14 protein-coding genes are annotated in these 16338 nt (G+C 43.0%); 4 read left to right on the forward strand and 10 right to left on the reverse strand.

Translation table 11 applies throughout. The annotated features are described in order from the left end of the window. Window positions 1–234 precede the first annotated feature (234 nt). The 4 genes from QL898_RS01625 to hflX all read right to left on the reverse strand — a co-directional run bounded on the left by QL898_RS01625 (window position 235) and on the right by hflX (window position 3947). The gene (locus QL898_RS01625; protein ID WP_290175557.1) at window positions 235–885 is read right to left on the reverse strand and encodes an IS1595 family transposase; all 651 of its coding nucleotides are present in this window, start codon (window positions 883–885) and stop codon (window positions 235–237) included. Between the two features lie 120 nt (window positions 886–1005). Continuing rightward, window positions 1006–1695 (reverse strand): LrgB family protein, encoded by a 690-nt coding sequence (locus QL898_RS01630; protein ID WP_101204237.1) that lies wholly within the window; start codon window positions 1693–1695, stop codon window positions 1006–1008. A gap of 16 nt (window positions 1696–1711) precedes the next feature. Beyond that, window positions 1712–2146: a CidA/LrgA family protein gene (locus QL898_RS01635; RefSeq protein ID WP_290175584.1), complete on the reverse strand. Its 435-nt coding sequence runs from the start codon at window positions 2144–2146 to the stop codon at window positions 1712–1714. A 373-nt stretch (window positions 2147–2519) separates the two neighbouring features. After that, window positions 2520–3947 (reverse strand): ribosome rescue GTPase HflX, encoded by a 1428-nt coding sequence (gene hflX, locus QL898_RS01640; RefSeq protein WP_201547936.1) that lies wholly within the window; start codon window positions 3945–3947, stop codon window positions 2520–2522. A 306-nt stretch (window positions 3948–4253) separates the two neighbouring features. Here hflX and QL898_RS01645 point away from each other — a divergent pair, with 306 nt between their 5' ends. Continuing rightward, the gene (locus QL898_RS01645; RefSeq protein WP_290175558.1) at window positions 4254–5054 is read left to right on the forward strand and encodes a lysophospholipid acyltransferase family protein; all 801 of its coding nucleotides are present in this window, start codon (window positions 4254–4256) and stop codon (window positions 5052–5054) included. A 173-nt stretch (window positions 5055–5227) separates the two neighbouring features. Here QL898_RS01645 and QL898_RS01650 read toward each other — a convergent pair whose 3' ends face one another. Together QL898_RS01650 and QL898_RS01655 are read right to left on the reverse strand one after the other, a co-directional pair. Next, window positions 5228–6268 carry an aldo/keto reductase gene (locus tag QL898_RS01650; RefSeq protein ID WP_290175559.1) on the reverse strand — a complete coding sequence of 347 codons (1041 nt, stop codon included), beginning with the start codon at window positions 6266–6268 and terminating at the stop codon, window positions 5228–5230. A gap of 100 nt (window positions 6269–6368) precedes the next feature. Further along, window positions 6369–6866: a peptidylprolyl isomerase gene (locus tag QL898_RS01655; RefSeq protein ID WP_201607374.1), complete on the reverse strand. Its 498-nt coding sequence runs from the start codon at window positions 6864–6866 to the stop codon at window positions 6369–6371. Between the two features lie 192 nt (window positions 6867–7058). On the opposite strand from QL898_RS01655, the gene QL898_RS01660 reads away from it, so the two are divergent. From QL898_RS01660 to QL898_RS01670, 3 genes are read left to right on the forward strand one after another with little or no spacing between them, the layout of a single operon-like run. Then, window positions 7059–7727 carry a DUF1294 domain-containing protein gene (locus QL898_RS01660; RefSeq protein ID WP_290175560.1) on the forward strand — a complete coding sequence of 223 codons (669 nt, stop codon included), beginning with the start codon at window positions 7059–7061 and terminating at the stop codon, window positions 7725–7727. Between the two features lie 20 nt (window positions 7728–7747). After that, window positions 7748–8539: a hypothetical protein gene (locus tag QL898_RS01665; protein ID WP_201547941.1), complete on the forward strand. Its 792-nt coding sequence runs from the start codon at window positions 7748–7750 to the stop codon at window positions 8537–8539. Between the two features lie 18 nt (window positions 8540–8557). After that, window positions 8558–9355 carry a Hint domain-containing protein gene (locus tag QL898_RS01670; RefSeq protein ID WP_290175561.1) on the forward strand — a complete coding sequence of 266 codons (798 nt, stop codon included), beginning with the start codon at window positions 8558–8560 and terminating at the stop codon, window positions 9353–9355. Window positions 9356–9489: 134 nt separating this feature from the next. Here QL898_RS01670 and lspA read toward each other — a convergent pair whose 3' ends face one another. From lspA to QL898_RS01690, 4 genes are all read right to left on the reverse strand, one after another. Next, window positions 9490–10143: a signal peptidase II gene (gene lspA, locus QL898_RS01675; RefSeq protein ID WP_290175562.1), complete on the reverse strand. Its 654-nt coding sequence runs from the start codon at window positions 10141–10143 to the stop codon at window positions 9490–9492. Then, the gene (gene ileS, locus QL898_RS01680; RefSeq protein WP_290175563.1) at window positions 10136–12997 is read right to left on the reverse strand and encodes an isoleucine--tRNA ligase; all 2862 of its coding nucleotides are present in this window, start codon (window positions 12995–12997) and stop codon (window positions 10136–10138) included. Before ileS ends, lspA begins: the two co-directional genes overlap by 8 nt. A 460-nt stretch (window positions 12998–13457) precedes the next feature. Further along, window positions 13458–14006 (reverse strand): protein disulfide oxidoreductase, encoded by a 549-nt coding sequence (locus QL898_RS01685; protein ID WP_290175564.1) that lies wholly within the window; start codon window positions 14004–14006, stop codon window positions 13458–13460. A gap of 186 nt (window positions 14007–14192) precedes the next feature. Further along, complete coding sequence (locus QL898_RS01690; protein ID WP_290175565.1) at window positions 14193–15830, reverse strand: carbon-nitrogen hydrolase family protein; 1638 nt, start codon at window positions 15828–15830, stop codon at window positions 14193–14195. Window positions 15831–16338: the final 508 nt, after the last annotated feature.

Below are 16338 nucleotides of genomic sequence, written 5' to 3' on the forward strand. Positions count from 1 at the left end.
ACTTTTTGGCGCATCAGATTGACAAACTAAGTTGTAAGATCAGATTTCTTTTATTAAATAACCTTAGATAAATCAATATGCTAACTTTTTTAGGTTACTTAATGAGCCATTTGTAGTCGGTTTTTTCGTTTATGAATTCAGATAAATAAAGTGTCTCAATTTTTTAAGAAATAATAATGACATTTGAATAGTCGAGGTGATTTTTAATTTAAAATTAGGGGCTGTCCTAGATAACTAGTTCAAACCCTGTTTAACCCATTGTTTTAATTGTAGTAATTGCGACTTTGGGTCACTGTGATTAAAACGCCTCTCACATTCCTTTAAATAGAGGTGAAAATGTTCTTTTGGAACTCCGTTAAACTTACGTAGATGCCGTTTAGCTTGGTTCCAAAAGTTCTCTATACCATTAATGTGATTCTTGTCATTAACAAAGGTTTTGGAGTGGTTGATACGATAATGAGTAAACTCACTGACATCTAATGCGTTATAGCTTTTAAATGAGTCAGTATAAACAATGCTATCAGGCTTCACTTTTTCTCTTATGATGGGGATCAAAGTATCTGCTTTAGCATTGGGTATAATACAAGCGTAGACCTTGCCATTACGCTTTAATAGACCAAACACGGGCACTTTGCTACCAGCACCTCGCCCTCGCTTGCCTTTACGAGTTCCACCAAAGTATGATTCGTCTACTTCGATTTCGCCTTCAAATAGACCAGGGTCTTGACTATTCTCGTAAATAAGCAGTCTTAGCCTATGAAAGTAATAACTGGCTGTCGTTTTATTAATACCAATTAGGCTTGCTGCTGTTCTCGCGGTAGAACCGGCAACAAATAACTCGATTAGTCTGCTTTGTTTATACCAACTTAGTTTACTCTTTCTCATAGTGCTATCCTAAATAATTTTACTTATCTAGGACAGCCCCTAAAATTAACAGTAGATAAGCCTATTAATGGTTAGGTTTTTAAAAATATAAGAATAGTGTAGATAGACTTTTAGTGATGACTAGATACCGATAGCACTGATGAAGATAGGCACCCAAACCGCAGTAACCAACCCGTTCACTGCCAAGCCAAATGCTGCATAACGTCCAGCTGTGTGACTGATTTGCCAAGCTTCTACTGTACCAAACGCGTGAGCTGCTAACCCCAGTGCTAGACCTTTAGCACGGTCATCATTGATACCGCGGAACAAAAATCGCGCGACCGTACCACCTATCAGACCTGAGACGATGATAATTAGGTTAGCCATTGCCAATGGTGCTTTGATTAAATCTGCGACACTCAAGCCAATCGGCGTAGTCACAGAACGGGTAGCGAAAGCCAATAGGGTCTCATGACTGAGCGAAAATAAATAGGCCAGTGACATAGGCAATAATGCCCCAACGACACTAGCAATAGCGACAATTAGAGTGAGTTTTTTGACTGGTAAGCCTTTAAAATTCATCGCCGCCAATGGCACAGCCAGAAGTACTGTGACATATCCCAACAGATGGTCAAATACAGGTTTTGCCGCGCTGTAATAGTTGTTGTAATCCCACTGCAGTACAAATAGGAAAACAAGTACTAGAACAAGTGCGGTAATGACCATCGGTAGCCATGATAGTTTACGTGCCAATACACGTGCAATTACATGTGCTGCTAATGTCAATAATATTGCGGCTAGGGTTGCCATAAATACGCTGTCAAAAGTCATAATATCTCTCCGCAGCTCACGGCTGTCCCTTTTGCTCAGTGGTAGTCGTACTATCAGTGTTTGCAGCGTGATTGAGCCAACGATTGGCCAGTAATGCCAGTCCCCACAATGGGATGAGCGTACTAACGATCATCGTTATCATCACACCCAATAACTCATCTCCTAGAGCAAATAGCAACAAACCTGCGCCAGCAGAAACTGGTAAGAAGGCAAAACCACTATCGACTAGTAAAGTATTACTGGCCTGTGTGAGCCAGCTCGGTAATCCCTTAAGCAATCGCCACGCCATCAAAATAACAAACATCGCAACCAAACCGGCAATATTGGCCGCTTTTTCGATGCCTGCCATTTGACAGAGAACAACCGCCGTTTCTCGGACTACGATAACCATGGTCAACGTTAGAATTAACGCAAGCCATAGTGGGAGATGGGGAGAGTGAGCAGGCTTCATAAGCAATTCTGGCCAAGTCAGATATAAATGGATGGTGTATAAAACAAAGCACATGATCGCACCAAGAACACAACGTAGAAAATGATGCTATAAATACTGATAGTAGCAATGATTCACTTTTAAAATATTAACGCTATCTATCAATATTTGTTGAATGTATAACAGGCGATTATATAGAGAGTGGGGCAACTAATAAAGCCTATGCACTGTGACTCATCATATCCAAAAAAAATAGACGATATCAATGGATATCGTCTATTCTATTTTAGCTTACTATATAAGGGTCTGTGGGCTAACAGTATGAATCAAATACTCATTCAACTACTGCCGCAAATGACTCACTTTAACAATAGCTCTTATTTTACAGAAACGATTATTTTTCTGAATCAGCTGTTTCTGAATGTAATGCATCAAACTCGTCAAACGCCTTTTCTTCAGCCTCTGTCATGGTTGGCTCTTCAACGTCATTAACTTTTTCAAACTCTTCGAGTACTGGCATCAGCAATGTTGCTTGTGCCAGCGGCAACACATCGATAGGTTTTAAGTTGGCTTGACCCAGTAGCTGTCTTAAGCGGTCACTTGGCAAACGAATCGTCAGACATTCACGACCTGTATCGTCGTAGCTTTCTTCTTCAATAACACCCAATTCATATAGAGTGTTTTTGAACTGTCCAGCATCATACGGCAAGGTCAAATCAAACGTCGTCAGTTTACCTGTCAGCAGTTGCTGTACGGCAAGCGTTAGCTCTTCCATGCCTAGATTCTGTCTAGAAGAAACATAGACGCGGTTTGGCTGACCTTCGCTAGCATAGCCGATATGTGCAGGCTCATCAGTCAAATCAATCTTGTTGTAGACATTGAGCACAGGTACATCGTTATCGATTTCTGCCAATACTTCTTTGACTGCCTGAATCTGCTCATGCATGTCTTCGCTAGAGGAGTCGATAACGTGCAATAACAAGTCTGCTTCTAGCGTTTCTTCTAGGGTTGCATGAAAAGACTCAACCAGCTCATGCGGCAGATGACGAACAAAACCAACCGTATCGACCAAGACGACACGACCAACTCCCTGCCAGTCTAAACGGCGTAGAGTAGGATCTAGCGTCGCAAATAGTTTGTCAGCAGCGTAGATATTTTCATCGACCAAACGATTGAACAAAGTAGATTTGCCCGCATTGGTGTAGCCGACCAGTGAGATGGTTGGCACATCAGATTTTTGGCGACGGGCACGCCCTTGCGCACGGGTCTGACGGACTTTTTCTAGTTTGCTCTTTAGCTGATTGACGCGAGTCTGTAGTAGACGGCGATCGGTCTCAAGCTGGGTTTCACCAGGTCCACGCAGACCAATACCACCTTTTTGACGTTCCAAATGCGTCCAACCACGTACCAGACGCGTTGATAGATGGTTAAGCTGAGCCAGCTCTACTTGCAGCTTACCTTCGTAAGTACGAGCGCGCTGCGCAAAAATATCCAAAATCAAACCAGTACGGTCTAACACGCGGCACTTCACTAGCGCTTCGATATTACGCTCTTGTGATGGCGACAGGCTGTGGTTGAACAGTACGATGTCTGCTTCGTGTTCGCGTACCAACTCTGCGATTTCTTCTGCTTTTCCGCTACCAACGAAGTATTTGGCGTCAGGGCGCGAGCGTGATCCAGTGACTAGCGCCAATCGATCGGCACCTGCTGAATCAGCCAACAGCTCAAATTCACTAAGATCATCAGGATCTTGAATTTGGCGGATGTCTAAATGTACTAAAATGGCGCGTTCGCCACCTTCATGTCTTTCAAAATAATCCAAAGAGTATCACCTATTTAATAAAGTAAATGTCTCGCTATAACCAGCTCAAGAAGCTTTGACGCAGCGTTCATATGATTATCTATATATGGTCTTATCACTTGATATTAAAGCGTATTAGCATAATTAGCGATGGTTTTATGTTACAGCGTTTGCTGCGGATAATTTTTTATAAATCTGCTTTATTACCCGTTTGTATAAAAGTCGGCACTCACTGAGTGAACAAGCTATCACTGAGTGTGCGAACTTTGTTATACTGGGCTCGTTTTTTGACTATTAAACACCCGTTATTTAATCATGAGGGCGAAGATGAGCCAAGCTAAATCAAGCTTTTCACTCAGACGACAGTTGAGCCGAGGCCGTCAGGTTGCTGGTATGACCACGACCATGGTCGGCGGCATACGCGCGGCGAAGCGTATCGGTGCATTTAAGCAGCCACCACGCGAGACCCTACCGCGCTATATCCAGACATTCTGCCGCAAGATGGCAGGCTCTTTTGGGGTAAAAGTGGTAGAAGTGGAACCTGTAGAGCAGTTTCATGGCTTATGGGTATCGAATCACGTGTCATGGATGGATATCCCTGTCGTTGGTACTGTGAGCCCAGCGTTCTTTTTATCCAAGGCTGAAATCGGTGAATGGCCTGTATTTGGCAAACTTGCCCATGCCGCAGGGACGCTTTTCATCGAGCGTGGATCCGGTGATGCAAGCTCAGTATCGGCACAGATTGCTGACTTTTTAGCCAAAGGTTTTTCGATTATTTTCTTCCCTGAGGCGACGACCACTAGTGGTAAAAAAATAAAGCGCATTCATGGAACATTGCTGCAAGCAGCCATTGACGCTGATGTGCCTATCAGACCGATCATCATCGCTTATGTCAATAAAGACGGCACACTAAGCGACGCATTGCCATACTATGGTAAGCTGACGATGAAAGAAAGTATGAAAAAAGTGCTCGATAGCAAAAACGTGACCGCTTATGTATTGCCACTCGCGCCTATAGATCCAGAGGGTCGTAACAAAAGCGAGCTGACCAATTTATTGCAAGCACGCATGAATGAAGGGTTGGCTGAGCTGCACTCAAGAGTACTTAGCGCACCAGTTGAAGACTGATTATTTACAGTTGAATTAGTTAGAGTTGAGCTAGTGTAGCTAATCTTAGCCAGTCAGCAAAAGGGCGCAAATCGAAACGATTTGCGCCCTTTTTTATAAGAGATTTAATAGAGCACGCATACTTTCATTTATTCAGCAGGCTCTATTAAGCTTTACTCTCTGTAAAAGACCAACTATGGCGATGGATTAGGCTGCTGTGTATGCACCGCTTCAATCGCTTCTAATACATCTGCTGTTAGCTCCACATTGACACTGTCTATGTTTGATTTGAGTTGCTCGGTCGTTGTTGCCCCAATAATGTTACTGGTGACAAAGTGACGAGAGTTTACAAAAGCCAATGACATCTGCGCCATGTCCAAACCTGCATCAGCAGCTATCTTGGCATATTGTTCAGTGGCTGATTTGGCCTGCTCATTTACATAACGACCGAAACGATCATACATGGTCAGACGTGCACCAGTAGGACGTTTACCATCAAGGTATTTGCCAGACAATACACCAAAACCAAGCGGAGAATACGCAAGTAGACCAACGTTTTCACGATGGGCTATCTCAGCCATACCAACCTCGTACAGACGGTTCAATAAGCTATATGGGTTTTGCACGGTAAGTGGTGGAATTAGGCCGTTTTTGTCCGCTTCCCATAGATAGCGCATCAGTCCCCATGCCGTATCATTTGATAAACCATAAGCACGAATACGGCCTTTTTTGATTTCATCATTTAAGGCTTGGATAGTCTCTAAAAATGGGGTTAAATTATCTAATGACTGTGCTGACATCTCTTCATCATAGCCGCGCTGACCAAAGAAATTTGCTTGGCGTTCAGGCCAATGTAGCTGATAGATATCGATATAGTCTGTCTGTAGACGTTCCAAATTACCATCGATAGCGCTGCTGATGTGCTCGGCGTTAAAGCGCGTTTGCCCGTCACGCAAAAACCCCATCGGTGATATTTTGCTAGCAAGAATGACTTTGTCACGCTGTTTGGTCTTGTTAAACCAAGTACCCATAAAGCGTTCGGTATCGCCTTGTTTGTCTTTGTCTGGTGGTGACGGGTACATCTCGGCGGTATCCCAAAAGTTCACACCTTCACTGAGTGCCATGTCCATTTGCTCATGTGCTTCGGACTCAGTATTTTGCTGTCCCCATGTCATCGTGCCTAGACAGATTTTAGATACTTTTTCATCGAGTTGCGGTAACGTTTGATACTGCATATAAGTCTCCCTTTTGATTGTTTTTATCGATATTAATTTTTATCGTCGCTAGTTTTTATCTTAGTTAATGTCTAACGAGTTTTTGATAGTCTTTAAGTGACTACATCAATTTGATACCAGTGACACCGGGCGGTGTGACTTTAAATATTTTTACTTTGAACAACACGTCTTGTCCAGCAAGCGGATGATTAAAGTCGACTTCGACTTGATCATCATCGATGGCACTGATCGTACCGGGCAGCGTATTTTTGCCTTTATCTTCGAACTCAACCATCATGCCAATTTCTGGATTGTCAGCGACTAGCGCAAACTGAGTACGGCTAAAGTGTTGGATGTTTTCAGGATTCCACTCACCAAATGCTTGCTCTGGCTCAAGGTGTGCGGTACGAGTGTCACCGGCGCGTAGATTCATCAGTACTTGCTCAAAACCAGGTAACAAGCTCTCATCACCAATGGTCAAAGACACAGGTGCGTCACGATTAAAGGTTGAGTCGATGATGGTACCGTTCTCTAGTGAAACTTCAAAGTGCAACTTCACAAGGCTACCATGAGCGATACGAGTGTCTTCGTTTGGGTTAATAAATTGAGATTGAGTCATAATAAAAAGCCATCTGTTGCTAGAATAAATGAATAGAAAATGCTGCGTTGGGTTGCAGTCTCTTTAGTTGCAGTAATTACAGTATTATAGTGTAAGAAATAATAAGCCATCTAAGGCCAGATGTAAGCGTCAATAATGTAACGCATATGGTGTACTATAATTGGCAATTCTAAAAGATATGAGGTGTCGGTGGTGAATAAACAACAAGGCACTGTCAAAAAATGGCAGGATGACAAAGGTTTTGGCTTCATTGAAACTGAGACAGGTGAGTCTGTTTTCTTTCATGTGAGTGAGTTTAGAGCGCAGCGCCGTCCTGATGTTGGCGAGCAAGTCGTTTTTAGTATTGGACAAGACGATCAAGGGCGCAGGCAGGCCAAGCAAGTACAAGAGCTTGGATTTGTACAGCAAAAAATGGCGCAAAAAAACCAGCAGATCCGTCAGCGCAATCAGAAGCGTAACCATCAAGCAGAGTTTGAAGCAGGACAGAAGAAACGCTCGTTCCTTGGCATTGCCTTTTATGGTGTCTTAGCCTTATTAGCAGCGACAGATAAGCTGAGCTGGCTGGTGGTCGGCTGGTACGTCGTGCTAGGGGTTATTACTTATGGCATGTATGCCAAAGATAAGGCGGCCGCGCAAAGTGGCGACTGGCGTACGCCCGAGTCAACCTTGCACGTGCTGAGCGCGCTTGGTGGTTGGGTAGGGGCGCTATTGGCTCAAACGTATCTACGTCACAAATCACAAAAGCCTGAGTTTCGCGTCACCTATTATTTGACCGTTGTCATTAACATGGCAGGCTTGCTATTTCTATTAGCAGGTGGCGGGCTAGAGACTGTCACTGATTTACTATCAGAGTTGCTATAAATGAGAACTAAGACACAAATATGGATAACGTGATTATGAATACGTCAGGATTTGTCGGTGGCACGTTGGTGGATACCAATAGAGGATTAGTACCGATCAAAGATATTAAAGTCGGGGATATGGTTTTATCTAGAGATCAACATAACGCGGAAGGTGAGCTAGTCTATAAGCCAGTACTTCGTACTATAATTACTGAAGATGTACCTGTGTTTTTTGCTACCTTTACACCTGAGTCTGTAGACGACTTACCATTCGAACAGCAAAATAACTTTGATCTATACGTTGATGTGCTTTGTACGGCTAGTCATCCAGTGTGGATACAAAATAAGGGATGGGTTAAAGCCAGTGACATAGAAATGGGAGATATGGCAACATTACAAAGTGGTGAGCCTACTTTCTGTGAGATCGGAAGTTCTGGAGAAATCTTAGAGCCTATTTTTAAAACAGAGAACATTGAAGTAGGTTTTATACCAAATCTGTCTAGTCAAACTAATGATGGCAGGTTTATTAACTTATTAACTGGTAAATCATTATCACATGGTGGATATGATCCAGTTTTTAAGAAACTTTTCATAGAAGATTCGGGATGGAAACAACGACTATTAGAGCAAACCCCTGTAGAGTTAAGAGACAATGCCGAGTTTTATAATTTCCGTACAGGCTTTTGGCAAGAGGGTGCAGGCATTGACTGGGCGGAAGGGGAAGGTCCGGTTACCACTACGGTATATAACATTGAGGTAGCAGATACTCATACTTACTTTGTCGGTGAGCAGGGGTTGTGGGTGAATGGCGATAATCCTGACAAGACATAATTTCGGTGAATGAATAATATGGATAAAGATTTTTCAGGTTTCACTGCTGGCACTTTAGTACATACAGAAACAGGGCTAGTACCAATAGAACAACTAAAAATTGGTGATAAAGTGTTGTCTAATGCAGCTAATGGCTCGGGTGAGCTGATATATAAAGCAATAACTAATACTATGATTACTGAGAATATATCGGTATGGTTGCTTGAGCTTTCTGTCGCTGTAGACTCTTCTTTACCAATTAAAGAGAGAATTAGATTAAGAGAGTTATCTGATTGCCAACCTTTGACTCGATTATTGATAACAGAGAATCATCCATTATGGATTGAAAGCTCAAAGTGGACTCAAGCGAAAAAAGTAAGGTCTCAAGATGTTTTAATTAACAAAGACTTGACTAAGTGTTCGTCTGAGTCTGGTAATAATCCCTATGACACTACATCACTAAGTAAAATTTATAAAACTGATAAGGTAAATATTGGGTTCGTACCAAAGTTTGACGAAGACAGTCCTGCTCAATATGGCAGCCTGATTGATTTAACCACAGGTGCAGAGATCAAAAATGGCGTCACTTATCAAGCAGTGACAGACAAATTATATGAGTACGATAAGGAGTGGGAGCAACGCCTATTAGAACAAACACCTGAAGACGAACGTGAACATGCTGAGTTCTTTGGCTTCCGCCAAGGCGAATGGAAAGATCCTAATACTATAGATTGGGCAGAAGGCGAAGGTCCTCTTACTATGACGGTATATAACATCGAGGTCGAAGACACGCACACTTACTTTGTCGGTGAGGCTGGTATTTGGGTGCATGAATAGAGATTGTGCAGATAGGTCAAATTAACATATATATTCAATCGTCAGAAATAGTAAATAAAAAAGGTGGATTACGACTGCGTAACCCACCTTTTTATTTATAAGCTGAACGATATTAATAATAGTATTTAGAATTATTACTGCGGCATTTCGCGCTTCTTTTCCAAAAACAGCATATCAATGATAATCAACAATACACCGATAGAAATACCAATATCCGCGATATTAAAAATCGGATAATGCCAAACATCAGCATAATGCACATGGATAAAATCAATCACATGACCATGTAATAGACGATCGATGAGGTTACCAATTGCCCCTCCCAACACTAAAGCCAGACCGACAGATAGCAAAGTGGCTTTGCGCGGTGCTTTAATCAGATAGATGATTAAAAATAGCGACATGACGAGTGCCAATCCTGAAAAAAACCACTTCTGCCAACCGCCAGCATCTGCCAAGAAGCTAAAGGCCGCGCCATAGTTATAAGCCAATGTCCAATTAAGGAATGGATCAATCACCGGCACTGGATCATGAAAGGTCAGCTTAGTTTCTGCCAACCATTTAGTCCACTGATCGATAATGACGATAACCAATGCCAATATATACCATACAAAAGCACGGCTACCGTTGGCCACCAGCTTTGGTGTCCTATTTGTTGACTTGGTCAGGCGACTTCTAGGTGTAGTCGAGCTACCTGTGGTTGCATGAGCAGGCGTAGGCGAATGGTCAACCTTCACCTGCGGCGGCTGGTCATGCTGGCTTTCAGGTGAGTCTGTTGGGTTAGGCATAGTGACGTACCTCACCATCGCCACTGACATTGGTCACGCAGCGCGCGCATAGCTCAGGGTGTGCGCTATCTGTACCGATGTCATCACGAATGTGCCAGCAGCGTACGCACTTAGTACCAGTAGCCGCACTTACTTGTACCACTAAATCGACAGCCTCTTCGGTATTGGTATCGGTCACATCATCTGTCTGTGCAATGCTATCAGCAGGCGCTTCGCTCATTGGCTTCAATGCAGCGTTACTAGTAATTAGTACAAAACGAAGCTCTTCATCAAGCTTAGCTAAGCTCTCATACATTGCACCGTCAGCGTATAGACTCACGTCGGCAGACAAGTTGGCATTGATAATTTTTTCGCCACGTGCAGTTTCGATATGTTTGTTCACCATGTCTTTTGCAAACATGATGCGCTGCCAGTCATCGTTGCTGATAGCACTTAGCTCAAACACTGGGAACTCATACCACTCCTGAGTAAATACATAGCCGCCTTTATCCGCATCACGTTGGTTCAGTACTTCCCAAGCCTCTTGCGCCGTGAATGACAAGATTGGTGTAATCCAGCGAATCAGAGCATGAGTAATATGGTAGATAGCCGTCTGCGCAGAGCGACGAGGCTGACCATCTGCCTGCGTGGTGTACTGGCGATCCTTGATAATATCTAGATAGAAGCTACCCAAGTCTTGCGAGCAAAACGCTGTCACGTGCTGAGTGACTTGGTGAAAGTCCATCGCATCATAAGCGCTAATGATTTGCGCTTGTACGGTTTGTGCGCGCTCAATGATGAATTTATCAAGGCTAACCAATTCATTGATATCAATGCTATCAGTCGCTGGATTGAAGTCATCGGTATTGGCAAGTAAGAAACGTAAGGTATTACGGATACGGCGATACATATCGATCGCACCTTTAAAGACCGTTTTACCCGCGCTCATCTCATAACGATAGTCACTTGAGGCAATCCATAGACGCAGCATATCCGCGCCTGTTTTATTGATCTCTTCTTGCGGGGTGATAATGTTGCCAAGTGACTTACTCATTTTGCGACCGTTTTCATCGACCACAAAGCCATGCGTCAGTACTTGCTTAAACGGTGGACGCTCATACATCGCTTCTGACGTCAGTAGTGACGTCTGGAACCAGCCGCGATGCTGGTCAGAGCCTTCTAGATACATATCAGCTGGATTGGTCAATTCATCACGTTGATCAAGTACCGCAAAATGCGTTGTGCCTGAGTCAAACCAAACGTCTAGTGTATCGGTAGCTTTGTCATAGTCAGCGGCTTCACTGCCTAAGAAATCTTCACAGCTAGCATCAAACCACGCTTCTACGCCGCCTTCATTGATTTTTTGCGCCGCAGTTTCCATTAGCTCAAGGGTGTTTGGATGCAGCTCGCCTGTTTCTTTATGCGTAAAGAAAGTAATCGGCACGCCCCACGTACGCTGACGCGAGATACACCAATCAGGACGACCCGTCATCATTGATTCGATACGGTTTTGTCCCCACGCTGGCGTCCAACTTACTGATGGAATATCAGCAAGCGCGCGAGCACGTAAGCCTTTGGTTTCCATGTTGATAAACCACTGAGGCGTAGCACGGAAAATGATTGGTGACTTATGACGCCAGCAATGCGGATAGCTATGCTCAATTTTGGTATGGCTAATTAGATGGCCATTGTCATGTAGGGCAGCGATGATTTTTGGATTTGCTTTATAGATGTGCTCGCCGGCAAATACAGCAGCGCTATCTAAATAAACGCCCGTACCGCTTACTGGGTTTTCCACTGGTAAGTTGTATTTTAGACCAACGATATAATCGTCTAAACCGTGACCAGGTGCAGTATGTACCAGACCAGTACCACTATCAGTAGTCACATGATCGCCCAAAATGAGTGGCACTTGACGGTCTGCAATTAGTGGATGCTGGGCATGTAGGCCTTCAAGCTCGCTGCCTGATACAGTTGCTAGGATGCCGTTATTTTCTAGTTTAAGTTCGTTCAACGCAGTTTCGACAAGATCCGCTGCGAGTAACAGATTGCCTTTTTCAGTAGCGACCACGCTATAGTTATGCTCTGGATGTACTGAGATAGCTTGGTTGGCAGGCAACGTCCATGGCGTTGTAGTCCAAATAACAGCAGCGATGTTATCTGCGATATCTGCCAATGCGGCTACTTTATCCGTACCGAGCACATCAAAGCTGACATAGATCGCGTCAGAGACTTTGTCTTGATATTCTACTTCTGCTTCTGCTAGGGCAGAGCTACAGTCCAAGCACCAGTTGACTGGCTTCATACCGCGAGTCACATGACCATTGTCATAGATTTTGGCAAGCGCACGTACGATGTTGGCTTCTTGATGAAAGTTCATGGTCAGATAAGGATTGTCCCAATCACCGAATACGCCTAGACGCTTGAAGTCTGCTTTTTGCAATTCAATCTGAGTGCTCGCATATTCGCGGCATAGACCACGGAATTCGGTAGCAGAGACCTTTTGACCGACTTTACCAACCTTAGCTTCGACTTTTTGTTCGATTGGCAGACCATGACAATCCCAACCAGGGACATAAGGCGCATCAAATCCTGACAAGGTTTTTGATTTTACAATAATGTCTTTTAGTACTTTATTGACTGCGTGACCCAAGTGAATCTGACCGTTGGCGTATGGAGGGCCATCGTGCAAAATATATTTGGTTGCACCAGCACGCGCCTGACGAATTTTACCGTACACGTCATCCGCTTCCCAAGCAGCTAACCAATCTGGCTCGCGTTTGGCAAGGTTTGCACGCATCGCAAATGGCGTGTCTGCAAGGTTTAGCGTATCTTTGTAATCTTGGCTTGGGGTATCAGTGCTTTTATCAGTCATAGAAGATATCTTCTTAAAAGGTAGGTTTGTGTGTCGGTTCAAAACCGGCTATAAGGCTCGATTTTCAGTGTGGTTCAATTCAGTGTGGTTCAATATAATACTGAGGGTCACGCGGTATTGATAATGCTTAATTACGAATAGTAGGTATATTGCTCATGATAGTCGGTTTATCAACCGTCATACCAGTAAATAGCCATTATCGCTCATTAGCCCATAAATAGTTATGTCAATAATAAATGGTAATGAGACGATTGCAACATAAAATATGCTTGTATAAATAATAGGAAAAAATATTTAGATCGGCAGCTATTATATGACAAAAAGGGTAGGGTAAAAAGAGCTGAGCAATCTCATCCTTATTTTGATTAATATCAACCGTTTATCTACGTTATATGTCGTTGATGAGAGTATAACGATGACCTCTTTTTGAAATGATTTTTAAAAAAGTCAGGTTCAGTCGCTAAAAAACAGATGCTAACCACAAGCGCAGCTTGAGTGACCATAATGGCTGAATACCTGTTAGCCCTTGTGTCATCTCGCCATTCTCTAATACCACATAAGATGGTGTGACTTGTCCTTGCCAATCTGCAAAGATATCGCCTTGTTGATCATTTATCGTGGTGAAGTCAAACTGATGCTGGTCGAGGTAGCTGCGTAGCTCTTGGTTTGAACCTGACTGTACGGCGATAGTGACAACGGGATAATTATCTGCTGCTAGTTTATTGATGGTGGGCGAGGTGAAACTACAGACTGAACACCACGTACCCCAGAAGTATACCAGCGTCGGCCGCTCATGACTTATCGCCGCCAAATCGATAGTTTGCCCTTGGTAATCGGTCAGTTGCAACTGAGGGTTGGCAGGCATGATAGGCTGTCGCCACCAATTGACCGCGCTATATATCACGACAAACATCAGAGCGTATAGCGCAACCGTTTTAAGTAGCGAAATGATCTTCGTCTTCGGCTGCTTCTTTGGCTTTATTTCTGTTTGCTCAATATCAGTCGTCATGACATCCGCTTTTTAGTTTACAAGTTATTTTCAGATGATGGCTTATCTTCACTGCTTATTTTATCGTGATTGCCTATATGATCATTGCACAAAGAGTAGACCGAAGATAAAAATAAACGGCTGAGATTCAGCCGTTTTATTTATGAAGTTTACTCTTAAGTCATTATATCAAGCGCGCACAACTAACTATGGCTTTTGCGCACGGTTTTGTAATGGATCACCGATAAGCACACTGCCTGAGTTTTCACGGCGTTCTTCGTCACTTAATTTGCTTGCAGGAATTTTGGATTTACGTTTCCATTTTAAGCTAAATAAGTCATCACGGCGGTCAATCAAGTTATGTACTGAGCCTTCGTGACGAACGTGAGTCAGCTTGTCTAAGTTCACATCTGAGAAAAATACCATTTCGGTATTGGCGGTGGTTTCTGCCATAATCGCATCATGTGGGAATGCAAAATCTGACGGTGAAAAAATCGACGACTGTGCGTACTGAATATCTAAACTTTCGACTTGTGGCAAGTTGCCTACCGAGCCGCAGATCATTACATAGCATTCGTTTTCAATGGCACGTGCTTGAGCACAATGGCGTACACGTAAATAGCCATTTTTGGTATCTGTCCAGAAAGGTACGAACAAAATATCCATGTCATCAAGTGCCATCAAACGTGCAAGCTCAGGGAACTCAACATCATAGCAGACCAAGATACCGATACGACCCGCATCCGTGTCGAATACTTTGACTTCATCGCCACCTTCGATTACCCAAGCGCTGCGCTCATGCGGAGTAATATGAATTTTGCGTTGCTCTTCAACGGTACCGTCACGGCGGCACAGATAGCTGACATTGTATAAGGTATCGTCTTCGTCCAGTAACGGCATCGAACCGGTAATGACGTTGACGTTATAACTGACGGCTAAATGCGAGATTTCATTTTTGAACCACTCGGTATAACCTGCCAAAAATCGAATGGCAATATTTTGATCGGTTTCTTCGCATAGACCCATCAATGGCGCATTGAAAAACTCAGGTAAGCAAGCAAAGTCTGAGTTGTAGTCCGCCATAATATCGACAAAAAACTCAACTTGTTGCAGTAATTCTTCAGGTGATTCGACTTCACGCATCTGCCATTGAATACCACCAATACGCACTTCAGACTTGCGAGTATTAGGCTTATAGTCTTTAGGCTCGTAATAGATATTTGCCCACTCAAGCAAGGTAGCAAAGCCCTTTGATTGCTTATCATCTGGCAGATAAGCAGTCAAAATACGTTTAACAATAAAGCCATTAGACAACTGGAATGATAAAGCTGAATCGTGAATTTCACGGCTTTCAACGGCATCAATATATTCGCCTGGAGTCAGATCTTTATGATTATGATAGTTAGGTATGCGTCCACCGGCTAAGATAGCGCGGAAGTTCAGCTGTCGGCACAGCTCCTTGCGTGCATCATACAGACGACGACCGAGACGGTAGCCGCGATAATCAGGGTCGATGAGTGCATCTAAACCATAAATGGCATCACCTTCTGGATTGTCTCTAATGATTTCTTTTTGCCCAATCAAATCATCATAGGTATGCGGGTTTGAAAATTTGGCATAGTCAACGCGCATAGAGAGCACGATACCAATCAGCTGATCATGATCAAACAAAGCAATTTGACCTTCTGGGAAAGCATCAATCAAAGTATGAATGGTTGTCTTTGACCACGCGCCACCCAAGTTTACATAGACACGATCCATCAATGCCTTTAATTGTGGATAATCTTTTTTCTTAATCTCAGCAATCGTGAGGTGAAAATCATCTAGTTTTTCCATCTTACTCATAAGTTTCCTGTTTTAAATAGCTATCGAATGTGGTGGTAACAAATAATGGGGTCATGGCACATTGATGTGCCGATTTTTGTGCAAAAAAGTAATAAAAACATTCCAATAGGAAGATATTGTCGTTACAATAATTTATTGCCATATTTACAATAGGTTATGTTGATATCTTAGACTGTTTTACTCATTATGTTTGGTGCTTGTTTCGACTAACGTAGAGGGCTAAAGGATAGCGACTGCCACAATCTACATCACTCTATACCTATAGGGTTTGTAAACACAGATAAGCGAATAACTTTGCATTATCATTGTACCTGCGACTTTCTTGCTATTTATTATTTCAATATAGAATCTAAATAATATCTATCAGCACCTTTTGTTTTGCTTGTTATCATAGCAAGCTGTATAAGTAATAACAGTCTCAGGTAGTAAATATTTGCTACGTTTTTGTGAGTCAATATCTTCATTTACTTCAGGCATAGTATCGTTTTGCTTGTCATATTTAGCCGTA

The organism is Psychrobacter sp. APC 3279 (assembly GCF_030407795.1).
Taxonomy (GTDB): domain Bacteria; phylum Pseudomonadota; class Gammaproteobacteria; order Pseudomonadales; family Moraxellaceae; genus Psychrobacter.

Excerpts from the sequence above, each read along its gene's own strand:
- QL898_RS01655 (WP_201607374.1), bottom strand. The coding sequence starts at position 6,866 with ATGACTCAATCTCAATTTATTAACCCAAACGAAGACACTCGTATCGCT.
- QL898_RS01630 (WP_101204237.1), bottom strand. The coding sequence starts at position 1,695 with ATGACTTTTGACAGCGTATTTATGGCAACCCTAGCCGCAATATTATTG.
- QL898_RS01635 (WP_290175584.1), bottom strand. The coding sequence starts at position 2,146 with ATGAAGCCTGCTCACTCTCCCCATCTCCCACTATGGCTTGCGTTAATT.
- QL898_RS01685 (WP_290175564.1), bottom strand. The coding sequence starts at position 14,006 with ATGACGACTGATATTGAGCAAACAGAAATAAAGCCAAAGAAGCAGCCG.
- QL898_RS01625 (WP_290175557.1), bottom strand. The coding sequence starts at position 885 with ATGAGAAAGAGTAAACTAAGTTGGTATAAACAAAGCAGACTAATCGAG.
- lspA (WP_290175562.1), bottom strand. The coding sequence starts at position 10,143 with ATGCCTAACCCAACAGACTCACCTGAAAGCCAGCATGACCAGCCGCCG.
- QL898_RS01690 (WP_290175565.1), bottom strand. The coding sequence starts at position 15,830 with ATGAGTAAGATGGAAAAACTAGATGATTTTCACCTCACGATTGCTGAG.
- ileS (WP_290175563.1), bottom strand. The coding sequence starts at position 12,997 with ATGACTGATAAAAGCACTGATACCCCAAGCCAAGATTACAAAGATACG.
- QL898_RS01650 (WP_290175559.1), bottom strand. The coding sequence starts at position 6,268 with ATGCAGTATCAAACGTTACCGCAACTCGATGAAAAAGTATCTAAAATC.
- QL898_RS01665 (WP_201547941.1), top strand. The coding sequence starts at position 7,748 with ATGGATAACGTGATTATGAATACGTCAGGATTTGTCGGTGGCACGTTG.
- QL898_RS01670 (WP_290175561.1), top strand. The coding sequence starts at position 8,558 with ATGGATAAAGATTTTTCAGGTTTCACTGCTGGCACTTTAGTACATACA.
- QL898_RS01645 (WP_290175558.1), top strand. The coding sequence starts at position 4,254 with ATGAGCCAAGCTAAATCAAGCTTTTCACTCAGACGACAGTTGAGCCGA.